Origin of the sequence: Paenibacillus tritici, assembly GCF_018207515.1 — a bacterium.
GTDB lineage: Bacteria > Bacillota > Bacilli > Paenibacillales > Paenibacillaceae > Paenibacillus_AQ > Paenibacillus_AQ tritici.
In genome coordinates this window covers 4,714,905-4,738,039 of record NZ_CP073365.1, presented here as the reverse complement: position 1 = coordinate 4,738,039, position 23,135 = coordinate 4,714,905, and the positions used below count along the sequence as shown (strand labels likewise).

Genomic DNA, 23,135 nt, shown 5'->3' with positions numbered 1-23,135 from the left:
TACATTTTTCCACTTGCCTTCTAGGAAGTGGATGCAGTTACTCATTATGCAGTTTCGCATTATGCATTCCGCACTATGCAGTCCGCATTTCCCGAAACGATCAGCGCAGCGCCATCGTGTAGCCCTTCCTGCTACCCACCGTTTAGGTGGAAGCGGCGGAGGGGGTTTTGGAACTGCAGGAGCGGTAGCGACCGCCTTTGTCTGTAGATTTCCACCGCTGATGCGGTATAAATCAAGAAATCTGCAGACAACAGCGGCCGAAAGTCCAAAATCACCGCAGCCGCGCCCCCCGCCTAAACATTCCCCCGTTATATTTGCAAATTAAGCAAAGAAGAATTATGTTTATCTACATAGTTAAGAAATTTGTAAATGATGGACATTGGACAATAGTACGGCATATGGAGGGATAGCATTGAATGATTCCAAATGGACATGGCGGGCCGTGAGCCTGGTGTCCATCCTGGCAACTTTACTTTTGATCACAGGATTTGTGTATGCGGTAGGCGACATCCTGAACCCAAAGGGAGAGAAGCTCCTGTCTTCCCTTCCTCAGGAGACGGCTGTACCGACGGCCGCTGCAAGCGACGAATACAAGATTCTGGCGCTTGGCGACTCTCTGGCCAAAGGGACCGGCGACAATTCCGGGGAAGGATTCGTAAGACGCACGCTTACAGCATTATCGGCCAATGAAGGCAAAGCTGAGCTGCTGGGCAACATGGGAATTAACGGCCTGACCACAACCGCCCTGGAGAGCAAGCTGAAGGAAGAAGGCGTGCAATACGCGCTGCGTCAGGCGAATGTAATTCTGATCTCCATTGGCGGCAATGATCTGTTCCGGGGTTCGAATATTATGGGGACCCCCGCTACTCCTAAGGTTGAAGGCTCCAAGCCCGTACCAACTGCATCCGCCAATGATTTGACCCCTGAATCGCTGCTCTCCGCACTGCCTGAAGCGGCCAAACGGCTCGGCAGTATTCTGGATACGGTAGCAAAGATAAATCCGCAGGCACAGGTATATTACATTGGCCTATATAATCCCTTCGGAGATATCCCCGAGCTGCTTACACCAGGCAATCAGGCCGTAACAGCGTGGAACAATACAGCCATGGATATGATTAACAAGCACAGCAATATGACGCTCGTTCCGACCTTTGATCTGTTCGACCGGCATCTGGACAAGTATCTCTCCAATGATCATTTTCACCCGAATGGGGACGGTTATCAGCGGATGAGTGAGCGGATTGTACAAGCTGTACGTTAATTCCGGGACAGAAGAGCGCACCAAATAGCTTACAACAGAAATGACTGTGCAAGGAGCTGGATACGGATGGCGAGACCATTACATGATGAACCGGGAGAGGTAGTTCTTTCCGCCCAGGGAGTCCGCAAAAAAATCGGCCGCAAATGGATCATAGATGATGTTACGTTTGACGTTAAAAAAGGGGAAATCTTCGGCTTTCTCGGCCCGAACGGAGCGGGCAAAACAACGACCATCCGCATGTTAGTTGACCTGATCCGTCCAAGCGCAGGCACCATCACGGTGTGCGGCTATAATGTGAACAAGAATCCCGAAAAAGCGCTGCAATACGTAGGCTCCATCGTCGAGAATCCCGAGGTCTATACATATCTGACTGGCTGGGAGAACCTGCAGCATTTCGCCCGTATGCAGCCTGGAGTAGATGAGCAGCGAATTGCCGAAGTGGTGGACATTGTGCGGCTGGATCAGCGCATTCACGATAAAGTCAGCACCTATTCACTGGGTATGCGCCAGCGGCTGGGTATAGCTCAAGCCCTGCTGGGCCGCCCCCGGCTGCTGATCCTGGATGAGCCGACCAACGGACTGGACCCGAAGGGAATCAAGGAGCTGCGCGAATTCATCCGTAAGCTGGCAGACGAAGGGCTGGCTGTATTTGTGTCCAGTCATCTGCTGAGTGAAATTCAGCTGCTGTGCGACCGGGTCGCCATTATCAGCAAAGGCCGTGTACTCGCCGTAGGCGGTGTAGACGAGCTGGTTGCCCGCAATTCTCCTTATGTCCTGTGGGAGCTGGAGCCGCTGGAGCGGGCGAGAGACCTGCTGTCCATGCGGCCGGATATTGCGCTTCTAAGTCTGGACGAGGTGACCCTGGATGATTCGATCATCGCAGGCATGGGCGCGAATTCCCTGATTACGGTGATGGAAGAGGATTTGATCCCGGAGATCGTAGCCGTGCTGGTTACCCAAGAGGTAGAAGTCCGCGCTGTGCATAAAATTAACCCAACACTGGAACAGCTATTCTTGAAGCTAACGGAAGGTGAATCTATTGACTAACCTGCTGCCGCTCATCCGAAATGAGTGTCTGAAGATTATAAAAAAGAAACGTTTCTATGTCATCCTGCTGATTCTGCTGGTGCTGGTGCCAATGTTTACCTATGCCCAGATGCGTATAGCAGAACGCAGCCGTGACAAGTTTAACTCTGACTGGAGGCTGGAGATCCAGCAGCAAATCACCGATAACCAGAACTCGCTCGGCAGCGACCGGATTCCCGAGGAATGGAAGTCCTACCGGCGGGTGTTTCTCCAGCAGCTGCAATATTATCTGGACCACGATGTGAACCCGAACGAGCCTAGCGGTGTCACGTTCACCCGGGAATTCCTCAATAATTCCGTGTCCCTGTTCATTCCGCTGCTGATCATGGCGGTTGCCTCCGACCTGGTCTCCGGCGAGAGGACGACAGGAACGATCAAGATGCTGCTGACCCGTCCGGTCAGACGCTGGAAGGTGCTGTTCAGCAAAATGGCAGCCCTGCTGATGTTCGTATCGCTGATCGTCCTGTCGGTATTCGTGATCAGCTATCTGATCTCGGGGCTGGCTTTTGGATATAAAGGATTCAATGTTCCGGTCTTCACGGGCTTCCAGATAAGCGGTGATACGGTCGATATGTCCAAAGTTCATGCCGTGGCGCAGTGGAAGTATCTGCTGATGCAGGGCGGACTGATCTGGTTCGTCAGCATAGTGGTGGCCCTGCTGGCCTTCATGGTGTCGGTGCTGGTACGCAGCACGGCTGCGAGTATTGTGGTGATGATGGCGGCGCTGATTGCCGGGACCATTCTGACCAACATGGCTTCTGCCTGGACGGCGGCCAAATATTTATTTATGGTCAACATGGAGCTTACCACTTATTTAGCCGGGACTCCTGCGCCGATAGAGGGCATGACACTGGGCTTTTCGATGGCGGTTCTGGGAATTTGGGGACTGGCTGCCGTAATCATTTCATTCGCCGTCTTTACGAAACGGGATATTTTGAATTAGAATGTACAAAGTGAACGAAAACGTTTGTTTGCATTTTTAGAGAGATAGGAAGACAAGTGAAGGAGGAGCATGAATGCTCGAACAGATCGATATGTTTGCAAAAGTCTCTAAGAACGGCGAAGCAGGCCGGACTGGATACGATGCTGACGACATTCAGGTGCTCGAAGGTCTGGTTGCGGTCCGCAAACGGCCCGGCATGTATATTGGCAGTACGAGTTCCTCGGGTCTGCACCATTTAGTATGGGAAATAGTAGATAATGCCGTAGATGAGCATTTGGCCAAGTTTTGCTCGAAGATTGATATTACACTGCGTAAAGACGGATCGGTGACCGTCATTGACAACGGACGCGGCATACCGACCGGAATGCACAAGACAGGAGTCCCAACCCCGCAGGTTGTATTCACCATTCTGCATGCAGGGGGCAAGTTCGGCGGCTCCGGCTACAAGAAATCGGGCGGTCTGCACGGTGTCGGGGCTTCCGTAACCAATGCGTTGTCCGAGTGGCTGGAAGTGGAGATTTACCGCGAAGGCAAGATTCACCGTCAGCGCTTCGAATACTGGGTCGACAAAAGCGGAAAAGAACATGTCGGTGAGCCTGTGACCGGTCTTGAGATACTGGGGAATACGAATAAGACCGGTTCGAAGATTACCTTCAAGCCGGATGTTCGCGTCTTCGCTGCGGGTATTTCATTCAACTATGATACCCTTGCCGAACGGGTACAGGAGATTGCCTTCCTGAATTCCGGGCTCAGAATCAATCTGAGCGACGAGCGCAGCGGGCGCCAGGATGAATTTTTCTATGAAGGCGGCGCCAGCCAGTTCGTGCAATTCCTTAACGAGGGCAAGGATGTATTGCACGATGTGATTCATTTCAGCTCTGAGAAGGACGAGATTGAAGTCGAGATCGCGCTTCAGTACAATGCGGGTTATACGGAGACCATTGCTTCTTTTGTGAACTCTATCCCTACACGCAGCGGGGGAACGCATGAGACCGGCTTCAAGACAGCGTATACGCGTGTGCTGAACGATTATGCCCGCCGGACACAGCTGCTCAAGGAGAAGGATAAGAATCTGGAGGGCAATGATCTCCGCGAAGGCATGATGGCAGTCATCAGCATCAAGATGTCGGATGTGGAATTCGTCGGACAGACGAAGGATCAGCTGGGAAGTGCTTCTGCCCGCAGCGCTGTGGACTTCATTGTCTCCGAGAAAATGGCCCGCTTCCTGGAGGAGAATCCCCAGGTCGCGCAGAGCCTGCTGAAGAAATCGATCCAGGCCTCCAAGGCCCGTGAAGCGGCCCGCAAAGCCCGTGACGAGATCCGCAGCGGCAAGAAACGCAGTGAAAGCTCGAACCTTGGCGGCAAGCTGTCGCCTGCACAGTCCAAGGATGTTACACGTACCGAGATCTTCATCGTGGAGGGCGATTCGGCCGGAGGTTCGGCGAAGCAGGGCCGTGATTCCAAGATTCAGGCCATTCTGCCGCTGAAGGGCAAGCCGATGAATCCCGAGAAGGCCAAGCTGCTGGATATCCTGAAGAATGACGAATACAAGGCGATCATTTCGGCAATCGGTGCGGGAATCGGGCCTGATTTTGCCGTAGAGGACAGCAATTATTCCAAAATCATCATTATGACCGATGCCGATACGGACGGAGCGCATATTCAGGTGCTGCTGCTGACCTTCTTCTACCGCTACATGAAGCCGCTGATTGATGCCGGCAAGGTCTACATCGCCCAGCCGCCGCTGTATAAGCTGACGCGCAAATCGGGCAAGCTGGAGACAGTCCGCTACGCCTGGAGCGATGAGGAATTGCAGAATTATCTGAAGGAATTCGGGAAGAACTTCGAGCTGCAGCGTTACAAGGGACTCGGAGAGATGAACCCGGATCAGCTGTGGGAGACAACGATGAATCCCGAATCGCGTACGCTCCTGCAGGTGCAGATTGAGGATGCCGCCAAGGCGGAACGCCGCGTCTCTACGCTGATGGGCGATAAGGTGGACCCGCGGAAGCGCTGGATTGTCGAGAACGTCGATTTCACAGAAATCGTGGAGTAACAAAGATCGTAAGTAGTAGTGGGAAGTGACGATAACTTCCGCTGTTTATAATTTTTTGATGATCACTTTACGCGAAGCAAATGGGATATTCACGGGTTGCTGAACTATGAATTGTTAAACGAATAGAAGGGAAAGTAACGAAGGGGATTTTGGAACTGGAGGAGCGCCAGCGACCGCCTTTGTCTCCGGATTTCTACCGCGATCAGCGGTTACAATCAGGAAATCTGGAGACAACAGCGGCCGGAAGTCCAAAGTCACCGCAGTTACGGCATCCCACCTATTGGTTTAGTTTTTCTTAAGATCCTTGAGGCAATATGGATTGAATATCTCAGGCGCCAAGCGTCCTGGGTCATCAATCATTATAAACGCGGACAGATTGAGGAACAGAAGGTGAAGAGGATATGAGTAGTTTATCAGAGCAATTTTTGCCGGCTTTTCTGGAAGAGGTCGTAGGTGACCGGTTTGGCCGGTATTCCAAATATATCATTCAGGACCGGGCGATCCCGGACGTTCGCGACGGGCTGAAGCCTGTGCAGCGCCGGATTCTGTATGCCATGTACGATTCAGGCAATACGCCGGATAAGCCCTACCGCAAGTCAGCCAAAACCGTGGGTGATGTCATGGGTAACTATCACCCTCACGGGGATTCTTCGATCTACGACGGAATGGTGCGGATGGCCCAGCCTTGGAAGATGGGGCATGTGCTGGTGGACGGACACGGTAACTGGGGTTCGATGGATGATGACCCGGCAGCAGCTATGCGTTATACAGAAGCACGCCTGTCGCCGATTGCCCTGGAGATGATGCGTGATATTGAGAAGCGCACCGTTCTGTTCAAGGACAACTTCGATAATACCGCCAAGGAGCCGGTGGTGGTTCCTTCCCGTTATCCGAATCTGCTGGTCAACGGGACTAGCGGAATCTCGGCCGGGTTCGCTACAGAGATTCCGCCGCATAACCTGCGCGAGGTCATTGACGCCTGTATCGCTGTTATGCAAAAGCCGAATATCGAGCTGGAGGATATCATGACCTTCATCAAGGGGCCGGATTTCCCTACAGGCGGAACGATTATGGGCGGAGACGGCATCATGGATGCCTATCGTACCGGTAAAGGCCGCATCTATCTGCGGTCCAAGACAGAGATTGAGAATCTGCGCGGCGGCAAGCAGCAGATTGTGATCACCGAGGTGCCTTTTCAGATTGTGAAGTCACGGCTTGTGACCTCCATGGAGAACATCCGTCTGGAGAAGAAGATTGAAGGCATTGCCGAAGTGCGCGATGAGAGTGGCCGCGAGGGACTGCGGATTGTGGTGGAACTGAAGAAGGAGGCGGATGCGAACGGCATTCTGGCTTACCTGCTCAAAAAAACCGATCTGCAGATCACCTACAATTTCAACATGGTCGCCATTGTCAACAAGGCTCCGCAGCAGCTTGGACTCAAAGCGATTCTAGAAGCATACATTGCCCATCAGCGTGAAGTGGTAACAAACCGTACCCAGTTCGATCTGGAGCGGGCGGAGGACCGTGCCCATGTCCTGGAAGGACTGGTCAAGGCGCTGAACATTCTGGATGAAGTCATCGCTGCCATCAAGGCTTCGAAGAACCGTCAGGATGCCCAGAATAATCTGGTGTGGATGTTCGGCTTCAGCGAACGCCAGGCCGATTCTATTCTGACCTTGCAGCTCTACCGGTTAACCAATCTGGAGATTCATTCCCTCCAGAAGGAGCTGGATGAGATGCATGCCAAGATCGCTGTCCTCCAGGGGATTCTGGACAGTGACAAGAAGCTGATTGCCGTGATCCGCAAGGAGCTGCTGGAGATCCGTGACAAATACGGGATTGAACGCCGTTCCCTCATCCAGGGAGAGGTCGAGGAGCTTAAGGTCAACATGGAGGTTCTGGTGAATGCCGAGGATGTGCTCGTGGCGTTGTCCTCTGACGGCTATATCAAGCGTACCGGTATGCCTTCGTTCACCCGCTCGGGCGGGGAGCGCCACTCCTCTGGCGTCAAGGACGGCGATCATATCGTGAAGCTGCTGGATCTGAATACGCGGGACAGCCTGCTGGTATTCACCCGCAAGGGCCAGTACTTCCTGCTTCCGGTTCATCAGATACCGGAGTTCAAATGGAAGGAGCCGGGGACCGCGATCGTGAACGTGATCGGCCTGGCGAAGGGGGACGGAGTCATCAGCGTGCTGCCGGTCGGCAATCTGGAGGACCCGTCGGCAAGTCTGGTCTTCATCACCCGTAAGGGTCAGGTGAAGCGTACCGAGCTCAAGGAGTACTCTACAAGCCGTTCCGGAGCCGTTGCTGCCTGTAAGGTGGCAGATGGCGATGAGATCATTACAGTGGCTCTGAGCAGCGGTGACAAGGACATCGTGCTGATTACCCGCGAGGGGATGAGCATCCGCTTCAATGAGAGTGAAGTGAACCCGATGGGCCGGGTGGCAACAGGGGTTAGGGGAATTCAGCTCCGTGAAGGGGATGAAGTGGTCTCCTGCTTCTGGGTCAGCGAGGATGAAGGCGAGATACTCGCTGTGTCCGATATAGGTTATGCCAAACGCTCCCTGATGGTGGACTATCCTTCCCAGAGCCGCGGTGGCAAAGGGATGCCGACCTTTGAATTCAAGGAAGGCAAGCGGGTACGCCCGAATGGCAGCAGGCTGGCCGGTGCGTTCTATTGCAAGGAACCGCTGGAGCTTACCGTCATTACCCAGAGCGGGGCTGTGCATTCCCTCTCCTCTGAATCGGCACCGATTGCTGAGCGCCGGTCTACAGGCAAGCAGCTCGTATCTGTTGAGAAGAAGGACGAGATCATCAGCTTATACCCGTCGGTTAAATAACCGGGGCAGAATTATATAGGATCACATAATAAACGGCGTGTAGCTGCTCAGGTCTGAAGAGCTGCGTACGCCGTTTATTTTTTCAGCAGGCGGAAGGACAAATTTGATTTTATTTTTGTACTCTTGCAGGAAATGGAAGTTATCTCGCGAAAAAGTAAGTATACCGGATAGAGATCCGCAGGAAAGGAAGGAATGAGTGTGCACTCCACTGAATTCAGTAAAATCTGGCATAAGATCTTAAAAGACTATAAGTTACATATGGACAGCAACCTTGCCCCTACACTGACTGATGCCCAGCTTACCGTACTTGAATTGCTGCAGGAGCGTGACGCGATGAAGCCTTCTGACTTGGCCCCTCATCTGGCGACCAGTCCGGCGGCCGTGACCATGCTGCTTGACCGGATGGAGAAGCATAATCTGATTATCCGCGAACGCGATGCCTCCGACCGCAGAATCGTCTGGGTAAGCATCACCGAGACAGGCCAGCAGGAGACCCTGCGCGGACTGAAGGTCCGCAGTGACTTTTTTGCGGAAGCGCTGGACCCCATTTCCTCCCATAACCAGCAGCTGCTGCTCTATCTTATGGGGAAGATGGCGGTAGCACCGGGAGTGGAGGCGCCGGCTTCGGTTCAGTCCGTATGAGCATATAACACTCCATCTGTGAATAGCGGATTCTCCTTATATTATCCAACAAGTATTATCAAAAAAAAGCAGGCTGTCCGTTACCGGATAGCCTGCTTTTGAATAGTTGGAGTCCATAGATTCCAGGGATAGGCCCCTGGAGGAAGGGAGATCAGCTCGACGTCCTCTTTGGTTACCGGATGCGGGAACCGGGTGAGTGCCGACCATAACGCAATCTGCTGTCCCGGACGGTTCACGGCGGCGCCGTACTTCTGATCCCCGTACAGCGGGCAGCCGATGCCGCTGAGCTGGACACGGATCTGATGGGAGCGGCCGGTCAGGAGATCAATCTTCAGCAGAGAATAACCCTCCGCGCTGCCAATCACGGTATAATCCAGAATCGCTTCCTTGCCGCCCGGTGTTCCCCGGCGGACAATACTGACCGTGTTGCTCTTGGGGTCCTTCAGCAGCGTATCTACCAGTCTGCCCTGTGTCTTAGGAGGCTGGCCGTGCACCACGGTCAGATATACCTTATGAAAGGCATGGGTACGCACGCTCTCGGACAGCCGGGAAGCCGCCTTCGACGTCTTGGCGAAGATCATCGCACCGCCTACAGGCCGGTCCAGCCGGTGAACCAGGCCCATGAAGACATTGCCCGGCTTAGCATAACGTTCCTTCACATCTTCCTTCAGCAGAGTCAGAAGATCCTTATCGCCCGTAGCATCCTCCTGAACCGGAATATTCACAGGCTTCACGATGCCCAGCAGATGGTTGTCCTCATATAGAATGTCGAACCGGGATTGTCCGCTGCCGGATTCTCCAGGAACTCCGTTATTCGCTGGCGTCATGGCTTACGCCTCCCAGCGGCCCAGAATCCCGCAAGGCAGATTCATGCCGGAGGCGGTGATCGGCAGACCGATCTCACCGGAGTTCAGCTTGCCGCCGTAACGTTTGCCCATAGTCATCGACAGCATGTTGCGCAGCACGGTAGGAGAGATACCTGTTGTGTAAGAGTTAATCAGCATGAATAACGGACGGTCGCTCATAATCTCCATGCAGCTCTCCAGGAACGGATACAGGCTGGCTTCCAGCTTCCACATTTCGCCGCCCGGTCCTCTTCCGTAGGAGGGCGGGTCCATGATAATCGCATCATATTTGCTGCCGCGGCGCTGTTCGCGCTGTACGAACTTGAATACATCGTCTGTAATGTAGCGGACCGGCTTGTCGGCAAGGCCCGATAAGGCCACATTCTCCTTGGCCCACTGAACCATACCCTTGGCAGCATCGACATGCACTACGGAAGCTCCGGCACTTGCTGCCGCAACAGTGGCTCCGCCGGTGTATGCGAACAGATTGAGTACGGAGATCGGACGGTTAGCCGCAGCGATCTTGTCCATCATCCAGCGCCAGTTGGCTGCTTGCTCCGGGAACAGGCCGGTATGCTTGAAGTTCGTAGGACGGAGGTGGAATTTCAGCTTGCCGTAGCTGATTTTCCAGTCTTCCGGTATAGTCTTCTTCATCTCCCATTGCCCGCCGCCGGCGGAGCTGCGGTGATAATGTCCGTGCACATCGCGCCATTTCGCGCTCTCGCTGGCCAGCGGCCAGATGATCTGCGGGTCCGGACGGCGCAGCACGATATCGCCCCAGCGTTCGAGCTTCTCCCCGCCTCCGGTATCCAGCACTTCATAGTCCTTCCAATCACTTGCTATATACATTATTAATCCATCCTTCAAAAAGTCATTTAGCCTTCATTGTACAACATATAAGCCCGCAGCTACAAACAAAATGGTTGCAAAGCTTGTGACTATTCCCAGTTTAACCAAGAAGCAACGGGTATATGATAGAATTGTGTATATCAGATGACAATGTCAGGAAGTGAAGGAGGCTGAATGGGATGTATAATCTTGCGGAGCTGTATCATCCGATTACCGCCAATCCGGCGGGGGGCGGCGAATATCTGCCGGGCAGGCTGCTTCAGCCATATATCCGCTGCTTCTGGGGATCTGCCGCAACGACCGAGAGACAGCCGGAGGAGGGGACAGGCCCAAGTAGAGAAGAAGGTGCCGGTCCCGGGGCAGAAACGATCATACCCGATAGCTGTATGGACATCATATGGGAATGGGATGAGCGGACTGGGGAGTCCGGCGGCATTTTTTGCGGCATCAATGACACTCCATTTGAAGTAGAGCGCACAGCAATGCCTATTCACAAACAACGTTTCGCTATCCGTTTTCATTTCTGGGCGGTTCATCTGTTCGCAGACGAGCCGCTGAGTGATGTGCTGAATGTTCATGCTCCGGTGGAGCAATATTTCCGTACCTTTCGCAAGGAGCTGGGAGACAGGCTGCCGGGCACCCGCACGATGTCCGAACGCATAGCTGCGGCTGAATTATTCCTTCTGCGGAGACTGGAACAGGCCAACCGCAGCAGTGACGGGATGATGAATGCAGTCCACAGACTGCTTACTTCAAGAGGGATCGTGACGGCAGGGACGCTGGAGAGCATCTCCGGTATCAGCAACCGCCAGCTTGAACGGCTGTTCCGGCAGCATATCGGCCTCCCGCCCAAAAAAGTAGCCGACCTCATCCGCTTCCAGAACGTATGGCTGGATCTGTACCGTTCCCCGCAGGGCAAAGGCGTGATGCAGGATATAGTGTTCACCTACGGATACAGCCATCAATCGCATTTGATCAATAATTTCAAGAAATTTGCCGGCCGGACACCGCTGGATGCACTGAACCGTGCCCGGGGCTGAATGTCGTTTTTTTGCAATACAAGCGTGGCCGGCGGAAGTACAATATGCGTAGACAGGCTGACATCAGCCGGATCATATTACAAGCAATGAAGGGAAGGATCACGTTATGATTACATCTTTTGACGGCATCAATCTGTACAGCAAGGACCCGGCTGCCTTAGTAGCCTTCTATTCGGAGGTACTGGGCATCCCTGTACCCTTCGAGGGTTACGGAGAATCTGGCGGGGCCAAGGTTGCTATAGACGCCAGCCAGCCCGGGATTATTATATGGAATGCAGCCAAGTGGGAGAACCTTACGACCGGAACGGTTAATCTGGTGTTCTCCTGCAGCAGTCTGGACGAGACTTATGAGCAGCTGAAGGCGAAAGGGCTGGATTGTCAGCCCCCCGCAACCATGGAGTATGGCGGTAAAGAAATGAATTTCCGTGATCCTGACGGCAATGCAATAACCTTGCTTGAAGGCGGATATTGATTGTTTGGCTAATACTATGGATAAATAACAGCATCAGTCCCGGGCAGCAGTCAAGTCCGGGACTGATGCTGTTTGTATTTTCTCGCGGAAACGTAAGGAATAGTAGAGTATCAGATTTAATTCTGTGAATAAGGTTGAATCCCGTAGGTTCCGAACCACGGAACTACGCCCGCCCGGCCGAGTTTGCTCCTAACAGACCTGAGAGACCCTATTCCCCGAAAAATACCACGTTCTGCGGTTTAACGGACAGAGTGGACCTTATCGTCTCTCTACAAGAGGTTTAAGAGTAGGAATTTCAAGAATAAGGGCCGTGGTGTCCGCATCTTGCCCAAGTTGTGACTCTCCTTCGAAATAAGCGCGTCTCAGTCCGTTACGCCTTGCCAAACGCCCGAATGAACAACTCCCGTCTTCATCTGGGAATGGCACGTGAAGGGGGGCTTCCACTCCTGTACTCCTTCAGGCATTATAGAGCACCATCCGCCTTTTTAATTCTGACGCTGTACTAGTATGCCTAAATTTCCGGCAGGAGCAGTCTTTATTATGTTGACAATGATAATCATTATCAAATAGAATGGGGTTATATAAGAAACTCTGTTCACCGCAGTGACGACGAAGCTTCAAGTTCAACACTTAACTGCGGCTTATACAGAATACATTTCATATTTACCCTGGGAGGATAGAGTGATGGCTAAGGTGCTAGTGGCATATGCCAGCTTGACAGGCAATACGGAGGAAATCGCTGAGCTGATCGTGGAAGGCATACGTGAGGCTGGCGGAGAGGCTGTACTGAAATCGGTCACTGACTGCAATGCGGATGAGATAAAAGCATATGAAGCTGTGCTGCTGGGTGCTTATACATGGGGAGACGGCGAGCTGCCGGATGAATTCCTCGATTTCTATGAAGAGCTGGATGAGCTGGATCTCGGTTCCTATAAGGCGGCTGCCTTCGGGAGCGGAGACACCGGTTATGCGATCTACTGCGGAGCGGTAGATCAGATTGAAGCGAAGCTGAAGGAACGCGGGGCCGAGATTGTGCAGCCCAGCCTGAAGATTGAATATGGCCCGAATGCAGCGGAGAAAGAGGCTTGCCGCAGCTTCGGACGGCAATTCATCGCAACCTGCGCGGCGGTCTCTTAAGGATGGGTGCGGAGGCAGGAACCATCACAGGACAGAAGCCGGATGCTAAGGCCGGCCGGTACAGGCGTCTGAATGATTTCCGCATGGAGCATATCATGCTGGGCGGAGCGGAGGTTAGCGCTAGCGGAGGAGTCCCGCCTACGGGGCTTCCCCGCTGGAGACAGCAGGTCCAGTATGCACTCGGACATACGTTGAATGACTTCTATAGTCTGCAGCCCGAGGTACGCCGGGAGACGCCCGTCCAATTTCTGCTGGAGCGGCGCTGGCCGCCGAAGGGCAGCGCGTTCCCTTCCCTGATGCACTATTGGGATGTCAAACAAGCGGTTGCCGATGAGCTGATGCGGATCGTGGCCGGCAATCATACGGAAGAGATTCCGGTGATGCGGTTTGAACAGTGGCATGTTCCTGTCAGGGAGCTTGAGATTGAGCTGGCGGTGATTTTTCAGCTGGCCTGGAACTCGGAGCAGAAGGGACGCAGCCTGAATATCCAGAAATTCATGGTGCACGGGAACGAAGAAGTGATCACCGGATTTCTGCATATGGCTAACGTGTTCTGCCATGAGGCTTACGGGGAACCGGCAGAGACGATCGGAATCTATTCGCTGCTGGATGGACGCAGGCATTTGTTTGACGGGGCGGGTATCCCGCTCCGGCAATCGCTCGATTATGTGCGGCTGCTGTCTGTATTCCTGGAACGTGAAGAGTATGCGGAAGGCTGCATGAAATACGGCAACCGCCGCAATGAGCGGGATGAATCCATTGTCCGCGGATACGGGCTGATGTAGATGAATGATCCGGGTATCCAGACGCAACAAAAAGCATCTCCTCCAGAGTCATTGGACCGTGGAGAGATGCTTTTTGTCAATTCCGCTTCCGGATGTTCGCCCGTTCTACTTGTTCAAAGGAAAGGAGTAGTAATCCTGCTGGCCCTGAATGACGAATCCGCAGCTCTCGTAGAGCTTCAGCGCATTGGGGTTATCCAGAGCAACCTCAAGGTTGATCCCGTTATAATTCCGCTGCTCCCGCTCAATCGTCTGCTGCAGGGCACTCCGGCCGATCCCGAGGCCACGCAGGTTCTTATCCACGGTAAACCCGTAAATCCAGGTTTCGTTGTCCTCGGACCACAGGCGCATTTTGCCGGCGGGCTGTCCGTTCCACTCAATGATAATATGCTCCTGGGAGCCCTCCAGTTCATGCTGTGCGTACATTTCAGCAGCGTCTTCCTCTGTCATATCGAACCCGTCGCAGTCGAAGGCTACAAGTATTGGAGTCTCGTCAGGGCGTGCAGGCCGGAGCAGGACGTTACCGGAGGCTGAGCTGGCTTCCGAGGCTGTAAGCTTCCTGCCTGCGCCATCCCATTTCATCTGATATTCCGCATGGCTGAATTCCAGCGGCAAGGTCTTCAGGTAAGCAGTGCCTGAGGCTGAAGCCGCAGGCGTGTTCAGCAGCAGCGTCTTCATCCTGCCGCGCCGGATAACGGCCTGGGCCTGCTGCCAGAGGGAGCTGAAGATGCCCCGGCGGCGGTAGCCGGGCCGGACCATACCGCATACTTCCATGTCACCGCCGATGCCGTACAGACCGATGAATCCGACCAGCAGCTCCTCCTCATAGGTCACCAGCCACTCCGCACCGCCTGCTTCCCCCGGCTGCCGGAGCATATCCCAGTTCAGCTTAAGCGAGATTCCTTCGTATTGCTCGCAGCGCTGCTGCAGCTCTTCTATCTGCTTCAATGTATCAATCTTAGTCAACCTTTCTGCCTCCTATGTCAGCAAGTCCCGGTATTCTTCATGCTTCTCGAATTGATGCGCCGCATACGGGCACTCCGGTACAATTCTGACCTTCTGTTCACGGGCCAGGTCAACGACCGCCCGCACAAGCTTCTCTCCCGCACCCTGACCGCGCAGATCTTCGGAGACAAAGGTATGGTCAATTACAAGATCACCCGTAGTCTTGTCCGTTCTGTATGTAATCTCGGCCAGGTCCTTCCCGTCACCAGCGATATAAAAACGTCCTTCTCCCTTAGCAATCTGTTCCATGTATCTTCACTCCATTCTTGGTATGTTGGTTTTATTTTACTACCCTGTCCGGCAAAAAGCGAGAAATGGCAGAACCTCTGAGGGGGACTAATGCTGTATATACACAGCAAAATATATATTAAATATGGGTGTCATTTGAAGAATAGCCTATTTTGACTTGCATACTTCCCAGTGCTATACTGATTCCACAGCAGGCAAATATGGTTAATAAGAGACTGATTAGATTTAAGACATCTAATTGGTCTTGTTTTTGTTAAGGCTGAGCATTGAGTGTTGCAGACGAAGAACCATCATTGCAGCTATGCTGACACTACTTGGCGTACGCCTTCGGGGCAGCTATCCTGCTTACTGATGAACGGCGTATCGCTAAAAAACTATTAGGAGGAAATATCATGAATACCACAGTACGCTTGACAGAAAGATCCGGCTCGACGTCTTCCCAGCGCAGCAAAGGTTTTGTACCGGTCGTAGTATACGGTGCAGGTTCAGATACCCAGTCCTTTTCAGCAGATGCCAAAACATTGAATGAGATTCTGAGCAAAAATCCGCGTGCGATCCTGAAGGTGGAGCTCCCGGGTTCAGGCATCAAGAATGCGGTAATTCAGGAAGTGCAGCGCCAGCCCTTGAACCGCAATCTGCTTCATGTAGATTTGCAGCAGATTGACATGAAGGCTGATCTGGATACCAAGGTAGCCTTCCACTTCACAGGTGATCCTGTCGGCGTCAAGAGCGGCGGCGTGCAGCAGGTGGAGCTGTATGAGCTGGATATCCGGACCTTGCCGGACAAGCTGGAAGCGAGCATGGAAGTAGATATCAGCGGCCTCGATATCGGTGATCAATTGCTGGTGTCCGACCTGCCGAAGCATGAAGGCTGGGAGATTCTAACCCCCGAAGATACGCTGATTGTGCGGATCTCGCCTCCGCTTGTAACGGAAGAGCCAGCTGATCAGGATACAGCCGCACCAGCAGGAGATGGAGCTGCCGAAGCCGCGAAGACGGAAGAATAATACCGTTCTTCAGTAGCATCCGGTGATCTCATGTGCAAGCGGAGAACTCGTGCAGACAGCCAGTGAATAACGGCTATGCAGCGAGCCATAGGACCTACTAACCAGGAGCAGACATATCCTTATCAGGGAATTGTCTGCTCTTTTTGCAGAGCGGGAATCTGGTGAACCCAGGTGTTCCAATATAAGAGATTAGGAGAGTGCAATCATGAATCCGAATATCATTAAGCTGGTGAGCGGTTCGAACGCCAAGCTGGACGAGGCCTCCCTTCAGGCCACAGTGAAGATATCCTGCAGCAGTTCTCCGGCTATTCTGGATATCAGCTGTTTCATGGTGGGGGAGAACGGAAAGGTTGCTGCCGATGACTACTTTATATTCTATAATCAGCCGGCCGATCCGAAGCGGATGGTGGTGTTCAATTCCATCGACAAGTACAGCGGGGAGTTCGCCATTGATATGCGGGCGCTGCTGGACTCGCCGATTGATAAATGCGTCTTCGCAGCTACGCTTGACGGGCCCGGAACCTTTGCCGATGTCAGAGGCTGCCGAATCAGCGCGGCGGGTAAGGATACAGAGCTGGTGTATGAGATTGTGGAAGGCAACGCAGAGACCTCACTGGTGCTGGCAGAGCTCTACCGCCACGGCGGGGGCTTCAAGCTGAGAGCAGTCGGACGGGGCTTTCATGGCGGCCTGAAGCCGCTGGCTGAAGCTCATGGAGTTGAGGTGGAGGACGAAGCACCTGACAATGGCAGCGGGGCAGAGGCCCAGTCTGTGCAGGGACATACGGAAGCTGCTGCTACATATAGCGGGCCTTCGGGGGGCCAGGCTCAGGAGGCTGCTCCGAAGCCTGCACTGAATTTGACGAAGATTGATCTGCTGAAGAAGCAGGTGGGAATCTCGCTGCGCAAGAAGAACCTGGACCAGGAGAAGGCAAGGGTGGCGGTAGTGTTCGATGCCTCAGGCTCCATGTCGGCGTTGTATTCACGGGGAGTAGTACAGCGGGCTTTTGAACGGGTGCTGGCGGTGGCTGCAAGTATGGATGATGACGGCATGCTGGATGTATGGTTCTTCGCGACCAAGAGTAAGCGAATGCCGAGCGTGAATGAACACGGATATGAGGACTATGTGAAGAATACCTACCCTGGACCGAAGATGTTCGGCGGGCTTGGCATCGGGAATAATGAGCCGGTGGTCATGGCGGATCTGATCAAGAAATATACGAAGGAGGAGCCTGGCGACCTGCCGGTATATGTTGTGTTCTTCAGTGATGGGGGAATCTATGAGACGCCCAAAATCTCCAAGCTGCTGGTCCAGAGCTCGAAGCACAATATCTTCTGGCAGTTTGTCGGTTTGGGTAACGCTGATTATGGAGTACTCCGTGAGCTTGACGACCTGCGGGGCCGGTATGTGGACAATGCCGACTTCTTTGCGCTGGATGATCTGGATGAAGTCAGCGATGAGGAGCTGTATGACCGCCTGTTCAACGAGTATCCCAAATGGCTGCGCGAAGCCCGGCAGAAGGGCGTTGTACGTTCATAAAGCTTAGCTTGCAGAAATAAGGGCAGACCCGGACAGCCGTGGAAAAAGATGGCCATGGCTGGGGTCTGCCCTTGTTCTTAATGCAGCACAGGCTTAAATGATCCAATACAGTTGTCAGTTTACAACGTAACAGTGTTATGTTACGATGATCGCAAGGAGTGGTGATATGGAAGACGATTTAATCTCCAAGAAGGAGCTGCTGGATGAGACCGGCATCTCATACGGACAATTATACCGCTGGAAGCGGAAGCAGCTGATTCCTGAAGAATGGTTCATCCGCAAATCTACCTTTACGGGACAAGAGACCTTTTTTCCGCGTGCGCGGATTTTGGGGCGGGTGCAGCATATTTTGCAGAAGAAGGATGATCTTTCACTGGATGAACTGGCGGGGAAGCTGTCAGAGCCTGCATCCTTATACAGGGTAGGACTGACCTTATCCCAATTAAGAGAACGTAACATTGTTTCGTCAATCAGCCTGGAACGGTTCGGGAGACCGGAGATCGCCGAGATACAGCTTACCTTCGAGCAGATCCTTAATCTATTCGCCGCAGATTGGCTGCTCAGCAAGGGGGAACTGAATTGGGAGGAAGCAGACCGGCTCTATCAGAAGCTTGAAGCTCATGCACCGGGATATGGGGAGAAGGGCTGGGAGCTGTTTTTTGTGCGGAAGATGGGGGTCAGCTTCTTCATGATGGCGCTGCCCGGAGCCGGGTTGGCCTTCGATGAGGGGGTACGGCTGGTGAGCAGGCTTAGTTCTGCCGATCTGGCGGAGCAATTGAAAGGGCGCCTCAGCTAGAGGCAGGCAGGAGCTGCGGGAATGATCGGTCAGTACAATCGGGGAGGATGGACCATGGAGAAGCATGAACTGCCGGATCTGTTGATGGATGGAGTGAACACGGCGGCCGGAGGCAGATATAACCAGGTGAATATTAACGGTGTAAGCAGGATTAACGGGGCACTGAGCGCACATACCTGCAAATGTGACGGCGTAATGAAGCTGAATGGCGACCTTGCCGCGGAAGAGATAGAGATGAACGGAAATCTTAATCTGAAGGGGAATCTCAAGGTTGGTGTAATGAAGCTGAATGGTGTACTCAGCGGAGAAGGCGGTCTGCGGGGAGAGCGTTGTGAAATGGACGGAATGCTGAAGCTGAAGGGCAATTGTGAGGTGGAGGAGCTGATCGGCGAAGGTGTATTCCACGTGGGAGGCCTGCTCAGTGCGGGGGTGATTGAATTCGGACTACACGGTTTGTCAGAGGCCGGTGAGATAGGCGTGGAGAGCCTGGTCATCCGCAAAAAAGGCAATGCGGCCTGGGGCAGGCTGTTAGGCGGGATGGTTCCCAAGTTCAAAATCGGGCTGCAGGCGAAGGTCATCGAAGGGGATACGCTCGATCTGGAATACACGAATGCGGAAGTGGTGCGGGGTGGTACGGTCATTATCGGGGAAGGCTGCACCATCGGCCGGGTGGAATATACAGGTGAATTGACAGTGCATCCCGGTGCTCATGTGGGGAAGGAGGAGAAACGGTGAATCCAGCTATACTACGCCATGATCTGAAGATACTGGGGACATCCAGCTCAGCAGGCGGAACCTTCAAGGATGTCAAAGTGACGGGAGAATGTACGTTCACCGGGGATGTGGATTGCCTGAAGCTGAACCAGACCGGAGAGGTTAGGGTCAAAGGGAACCTGGTGGTGCAGCAGATCAAGATGACCGGAGAGTGTGAGGTGAAAGGGCGGGTAGACGCAGCCAGCCTGCGCGGACAAGGTCAGCTTACAGCAGGCGGCGGGCTGCGGATTGAGGATGTTAAGTTAACCGGAGGAATTAGGGTTACCGGGGATTGCGAAGCAGAGCAGCTGCAGCTTACCGGAGTCATTGAGGTGAGCGGATTATTAAATGCGGAGAAGCTCGACCTGGCGTTATTTGGCCCCTGTAGAGCAGATACGGTCGGCGGCGGCAGTATTTCCATCAAACGCAGCCGGACTGGAGCCTTGCTGAAGCCCGGGCAGGCGAAGAACATGAGCTTTGCGGCCCGGCTGATCGAAGGGGATCAGATAGAACTTCAGCATACGCAGGCACAGACTGTCCGGGGCGGGAGCGTCATCATCGGACCCGGCTGCGGGATTGATACGGTGGAATACCGGGACCTGTTAGAGATTCATAAAAGTTCTACGGTTCGGAACCCGGTGCAATTGCAGCGTTAATGCGGCCGGATTGCCTTGAACCGGAGGACGGTCTTCAGCTTCTCCGGCCGGGTACGGCGGACATCCGAAATATAGATTTCGCGGTGAAGGTGAGATTCCCGCAGCAGCCCCTGGTCCGTACAGAATTGCTCCATTCTGGCGAAGCTGTGCGGTTCATCGTCATAGGGGCCGATATGCAGCATTTGAACACAGAGGCCGTCTTCGATAGCTGCGAAGACGGCCTTCTCCAGCAGCGGATGCGGCTTGCTGCGCTTGACCTGCTCCAGAACTGCTGCGGCAAGCTCCGGGGTGACGAAGTCCGGCTGCCGGATCATTATGTTGTAGACCAGCTCGTCTTTATCGAGGACAGCCTTCTTCCGTCCGGCCTCACTGAGATCCCACACTCCCTCCAGCGGGAAGACGGTGTAATCGTAATAACCTTCCGGCGCGGGTCCTTTTCTCGGCAGCATCTTGACTGCATAGGACAACGAGTAGAGCACACCGACCGCTTCAGCGTAGGCGCTGTGATTAGGATTTCCTTCACCCCGCAGCATGAAATAAGGATAGGCGGGCACTTGGATCAGCCCCGGTTCGGCAGCGGGAAGGTATAGTGCTTTGTCCTGTTTTCTCCATTCGACTTTCATTCGGCTCACCTCAGCTTATAGTGTTCTGCTTCTTCCAGAGTATCATGTGAACTGGACAGGGGTATGTCAGGTTGGGGGTTGTACATTGGCGAGTGAGTATAATTTAGGGAGGAGTAAATGATGAGGGTAGGAAATGGTATTGGTGCCATAGGAGCAATGATTGGAATAGCCAGTAGCGGTTATTTTTTATTTTATCCTGACACAGGCAAGATGCAGTACCTTATTATTGTTTTAATGTTTCTCATTCCTTCTGTACTCGCTTTATATGCCACGTTAAAGAATAAATTATTATTAATTATTGTTTCGACTGTCTGGAGCTTACCCGTATTATTTTATTTTACCTATTATGGAGAAGGAACGATTAGACTTCTAATTTGCATATTGGTATTTTATTTGTTTAGTTATTTTTATGTGAAAAGAGAAATGAAGGCATCTGAAAATTGAATTTTTTGGATCACTGAAATAAAAAAACCTCACTGACACAAGAAAAGTTTTTGTTTCTACAGTTAATTATAGTGCAGATATAGTCGAGTTCAGAAGAGTTGTTTACCGGACAGCAAGAATGCCGGTAAGTGCAGCTCTTTTTTTGCGATACAATCGCTGGATCATCAGGAGAGGCCGATACTCTCCGGCAAATAAATGTATCTGGTACAGTTAAAAGACAACGAAAACCCGGATGTGCCATGTTAACTGTACACCTAAACCGGGGCGGCCTCGTCGTGGAAAAGTAAGAAGAGTGAAGAAGAGTGGGAAAGAGTATAGAAGGACGTGGAATAGCATGGTAATGCGGAGGGAGGCGTGTGGCAGAGCGTCCTTTCATTTTAATTACATAAAAAAGGAAAATATGGTATTATGCCTATATATTGAAACGCTTCCATACAGAGATGAGGTGCGGTTGTAGGACTGGAAAAAAGCCGCCAAGCTCCCGCCTGAGGTGAAGTCCCAGCGGACTACGATCTGAGGGCGGATCTATGGACCGCTGCGGAAGGTAAACCCGGATTATTCGTATGGCGGAACCGCGGTTTCCATTATTATCATCAAAAGAAAGGAGGGCTTCGATGATTAGGGCTGTAGTCGTAGATAATGAGCGGCTGGTGCGCAAGGGCTTCATCTCGCTGATTGACTGGGCGTCCTTCGGGATGGTGATTACCGGGGAGGCCGGAGACGGCAATGCGGCACTGGATCTGCTGCGTAAGCAGGAGACAGATCTGTTGTTCGTGGATATTTCGATGCCGGGCATGACCGGGTTCGAGCTGATCCGCCAGGTGCGGCTGCAGTATCCTGCCGTCCGCTGCGTGGTGCTTACCCGCCACCATGAATTCGATTATGTTCAGGAGGCGCTGCGGCTGGGAGCGGTTGATTATATTGTCAAAACGCTGCTGGAGGCGGAGAACGCCGATGAAACCATCCGCAGGCTGGTGGAGCGGATCAAGTGGGAGGACGGGAACCGGGGCGTATTAGCAGGCTTGGAGCAAAAGGTCATGACTGTGGACAAGGCGCTGCTCTATGTGCCGCTCATGCCGGATCTGAACGAAGAGCAGCTACTCGCTCTGCCTCTGGTGAAGAACTCGACGCTCCACACGATGCCGGACATGTGGCTGTCCCCGCTGCTTGTCCGTATGGATGTGGAGAGAACCGGCAGGGAGCAGGCAGCACTCCTTGGGACAAGCTGGGCAACGGCGCTGCTGGAGGGAGTGTGCGATCAGCCGCTGAAGGAGATCGCCGCTGTCCTGGAACAGTCGGTCCTGCTGGCGCTGTTCTATGATACGGGCGGCCAGGCGCTCACCAGGCTGCATTATGGTGAATTGCAGGCGCTCGCCATGAAGCAGCAGCAACGGCTGGCTGAGAACGGCGGCGGATCTTCATTGGCACTGGTGAAGGCGTTGAATCTCCGCTGGACACTGGAGCGGAGAGAATGGGAGCTCTTCACCGGCGGGGTTCTGTCACAGCAGCCGGATCAGGAGGCGGTTGCGGAATTCGGGCGGGAGCTGCTGCGCTGCTGGAGCAGACTGCTGCTTACGCCGGAGGAAGCACAGCAGCTGAAGCTTGCTGCGGAGAGCAACCGGAGCTGGCGGCACTGGACAAGCTGGCTGCGCCAGTTCTCAGCGCATGTCCAGCAGCGGATGATTGAGCTTGGCATGAGCAAAGAGGTGCTGCTCTGCCTGATTACGGCTGTACGTTATATGAAGAGCCATGCCGGTAATAAAATCACTCAGGGCGATGTTGCCGCTGCCATCCATATGAGCCGGGGTTACTTCAGCCGGTGCTTCGCCCGCTTCGCCGGAGAGTCCTTCGGGGAGAGCCTGCGGGGAATGCGGCTGGAGCTGGCCAAGTCTCTGCTGCTGGAGACCCATGTACCTGTATGTGAAATTGCCTGCCAATCCGGCTTCGGGGATGACCGGTATTTCAGCAAGCTGTTCCGGGAACATGTCGGCAAGCTGCCGAGCGAATACCGTGCAGAAGGGACGGGGAGCGGTGAACCGGAGCCTGAGCAACACATTCCTCTCTAACAGCGAAACCTTTTTCTTACCGGTGGCATTTTATATAGAAATC

At 53.4% G+C, this 23,135-nt stretch carries 22 protein-coding genes; 17 read left to right on the top strand and 5 right to left on the bottom strand.

The features are described 5' to 3' along the window. Window positions 1–412: 412 nt before the first annotated feature. From KDC22_RS20520 to KDC22_RS20495, 6 genes are all read left to right on the top strand, one after another. On the top strand, window positions 413–1,261 hold the full coding sequence (locus KDC22_RS20520) for a GDSL-type esterase/lipase family protein (RefSeq protein WP_173141296.1): 849 nt from the start codon (window positions 413–415) through the stop codon (window positions 1,259–1,261). Window positions 1,262–1,327: 66 nt separating this feature from the next. Next, window positions 1,328–2,308, top strand: coding sequence for an ABC transporter ATP-binding protein (locus KDC22_RS20515; RefSeq protein WP_211720176.1), 981 nt, complete (start codon window positions 1,328–1,330; stop codon window positions 2,306–2,308). Beyond that, on the top strand, window positions 2,301–3,290 hold the full coding sequence (locus KDC22_RS20510) for an ABC transporter permease (RefSeq protein WP_173141292.1): 990 nt from the start codon (window positions 2,301–2,303) through the stop codon (window positions 3,288–3,290). The genes KDC22_RS20515 and KDC22_RS20510 overlap by 8 nt, the downstream gene beginning before the upstream one ends. A 73-nt stretch (window positions 3,291–3,363) precedes the next feature. Further along, window positions 3,364–5,346, top strand: coding sequence for a DNA topoisomerase IV subunit B (gene parE, locus KDC22_RS20505; protein ID WP_173141290.1), 1,983 nt, complete (start codon window positions 3,364–3,366; stop codon window positions 5,344–5,346). A gap of 401 nt (window positions 5,347–5,747) precedes the next feature. Further along, window positions 5,748–8,189, top strand: a complete 2,442-nt coding sequence (gene gyrA, locus KDC22_RS20500) for a DNA gyrase subunit A (RefSeq protein WP_211720175.1) — start codon at window positions 5,748–5,750, stop codon at window positions 8,187–8,189. 198 nt (window positions 8,190–8,387) lie between these two features. Further along, complete coding sequence (locus KDC22_RS20495) at window positions 8,388–8,831, top strand: MarR family winged helix-turn-helix transcriptional regulator (protein ID WP_173141320.1); 444 nt, start codon at window positions 8,388–8,390, stop codon at window positions 8,829–8,831. A gap of 80 nt (window positions 8,832–8,911) precedes the next feature. On the opposite strand, the gene KDC22_RS20490 is transcribed toward KDC22_RS20495, so the two are convergent. Together KDC22_RS20490 and KDC22_RS20485 are read right to left on the bottom strand one after the other, a co-directional pair. Continuing rightward, window positions 8,912–9,658 (bottom strand): RluA family pseudouridine synthase, encoded by a 747-nt coding sequence (locus KDC22_RS20490; protein WP_211720174.1) that lies wholly within the window; start codon window positions 9,656–9,658, stop codon window positions 8,912–8,914. 3 nt (window positions 9,659–9,661) lie between these two features. Then, window positions 9,662–10,525, bottom strand: coding sequence for a class I SAM-dependent methyltransferase (locus KDC22_RS20485; protein WP_211720173.1), 864 nt, complete (start codon window positions 10,523–10,525; stop codon window positions 9,662–9,664). Window positions 10,526–10,704: 179 nt separating this feature from the next. Between KDC22_RS20485 and KDC22_RS20480 the strand changes: the two genes are divergently transcribed. From KDC22_RS20480 to KDC22_RS20465, 4 genes are all read left to right on the top strand, one after another. Continuing rightward, complete coding sequence (locus KDC22_RS20480) at window positions 10,705–11,565, top strand: helix-turn-helix domain-containing protein (protein WP_211720172.1); 861 nt, start codon at window positions 10,705–10,707, stop codon at window positions 11,563–11,565. A gap of 106 nt (window positions 11,566–11,671) precedes the next feature. After that, entirely contained in the window at window positions 11,672–12,037 is a 366-nt protein-coding gene (locus KDC22_RS20475; protein ID WP_173141280.1) for a VOC family protein, read from the top strand. A 684-nt stretch (window positions 12,038–12,721) separates the two neighbouring features. Then, window positions 12,722–13,174 carry a flavodoxin gene (locus KDC22_RS20470; RefSeq protein ID WP_173132598.1) on the top strand — a complete coding sequence of 151 codons (453 nt, stop codon included), beginning with the start codon at window positions 12,722–12,724 and terminating at the stop codon, window positions 13,172–13,174. After that, window positions 13,123–13,959: a hypothetical protein gene (locus KDC22_RS20465; protein WP_211720171.1), complete on the top strand. Its 837-nt coding sequence runs from the start codon at window positions 13,123–13,125 to the stop codon at window positions 13,957–13,959. Before KDC22_RS20470 ends, KDC22_RS20465 begins: the two co-directional genes overlap by 52 nt. A 105-nt stretch (window positions 13,960–14,064) precedes the next feature. Here the strand turns inward: KDC22_RS20465 and KDC22_RS20460 are convergent, their stop codons facing one another. Both KDC22_RS20460 and KDC22_RS20455 read right to left on the bottom strand, forming a co-directional pair. Next, the gene (locus KDC22_RS20460) at window positions 14,065–14,922 is read right to left on the bottom strand and encodes a GNAT family N-acetyltransferase (protein WP_211720170.1); all 858 of its coding nucleotides are present in this window, start codon (window positions 14,920–14,922) and stop codon (window positions 14,065–14,067) included. 12 nt (window positions 14,923–14,934) lie between these two features. After that, entirely contained in the window at window positions 14,935–15,210 is a 276-nt protein-coding gene (locus KDC22_RS20455) for a GNAT family N-acetyltransferase (RefSeq protein ID WP_173132607.1), read from the bottom strand. Window positions 15,211–15,602: 392 nt separating this feature from the next. Here KDC22_RS20455 and KDC22_RS20450 point away from each other — a divergent pair, with 392 nt between their 5' ends. From KDC22_RS20450 to KDC22_RS20430, 5 genes are all read left to right on the top strand, one after another. Then, on the top strand, window positions 15,603–16,217 hold the full coding sequence (locus tag KDC22_RS20450) for a 50S ribosomal protein L25 (protein ID WP_211720169.1): 615 nt from the start codon (window positions 15,603–15,605) through the stop codon (window positions 16,215–16,217). A 205-nt stretch (window positions 16,218–16,422) separates the two neighbouring features. After that, window positions 16,423–17,754, top strand: coding sequence for a vWA domain-containing protein (locus KDC22_RS20445; RefSeq protein ID WP_211720168.1), 1,332 nt, complete (start codon window positions 16,423–16,425; stop codon window positions 17,752–17,754). A 166-nt stretch (window positions 17,755–17,920) separates the two neighbouring features. Then, window positions 17,921–18,550 (top strand): DUF4004 family protein, encoded by a 630-nt coding sequence (locus KDC22_RS20440; protein ID WP_211720167.1) that lies wholly within the window; start codon window positions 17,921–17,923, stop codon window positions 18,548–18,550. 54 nt (window positions 18,551–18,604) lie between these two features. Then, a complete protein-coding gene (locus KDC22_RS20435) occupies window positions 18,605–19,285 on the top strand; it encodes a hypothetical protein (RefSeq protein ID WP_211720166.1) in 681 nt (226 codons plus the stop codon). Then, window positions 19,282–19,959, top strand: coding sequence for a JHBP domain-containing protein (locus KDC22_RS20430; RefSeq protein WP_211720165.1), 678 nt, complete (start codon window positions 19,282–19,284; stop codon window positions 19,957–19,959). Before KDC22_RS20435 ends, KDC22_RS20430 begins: the two co-directional genes overlap by 4 nt. On the opposite strand, the gene KDC22_RS20425 is transcribed toward KDC22_RS20430, so the two are convergent. Beyond that, the gene (locus KDC22_RS20425; RefSeq protein WP_173132625.1) at window positions 19,956–20,582 is read right to left on the bottom strand and encodes a GyrI-like domain-containing protein; all 627 of its coding nucleotides are present in this window, start codon (window positions 20,580–20,582) and stop codon (window positions 19,956–19,958) included. The genes KDC22_RS20430 and KDC22_RS20425 overlap by 4 nt on opposite strands. A gap of 117 nt (window positions 20,583–20,699) precedes the next feature. On the opposite strand from KDC22_RS20425, the gene KDC22_RS20420 reads away from it, so the two are divergent. Further along, a complete protein-coding gene (locus KDC22_RS20420) occupies window positions 20,700–21,026 on the top strand; it encodes a hypothetical protein (RefSeq protein WP_173132628.1) in 327 nt (108 codons plus the stop codon). A gap of 614 nt (window positions 21,027–21,640) precedes the next feature. Then, window positions 21,641–23,092, top strand: a complete 1,452-nt coding sequence (locus tag KDC22_RS20415; RefSeq protein ID WP_211720164.1) for a response regulator transcription factor — start codon at window positions 21,641–21,643, stop codon at window positions 23,090–23,092. The last annotated feature ends 43 nt before the right edge of the window (window positions 23,093–23,135 follow it).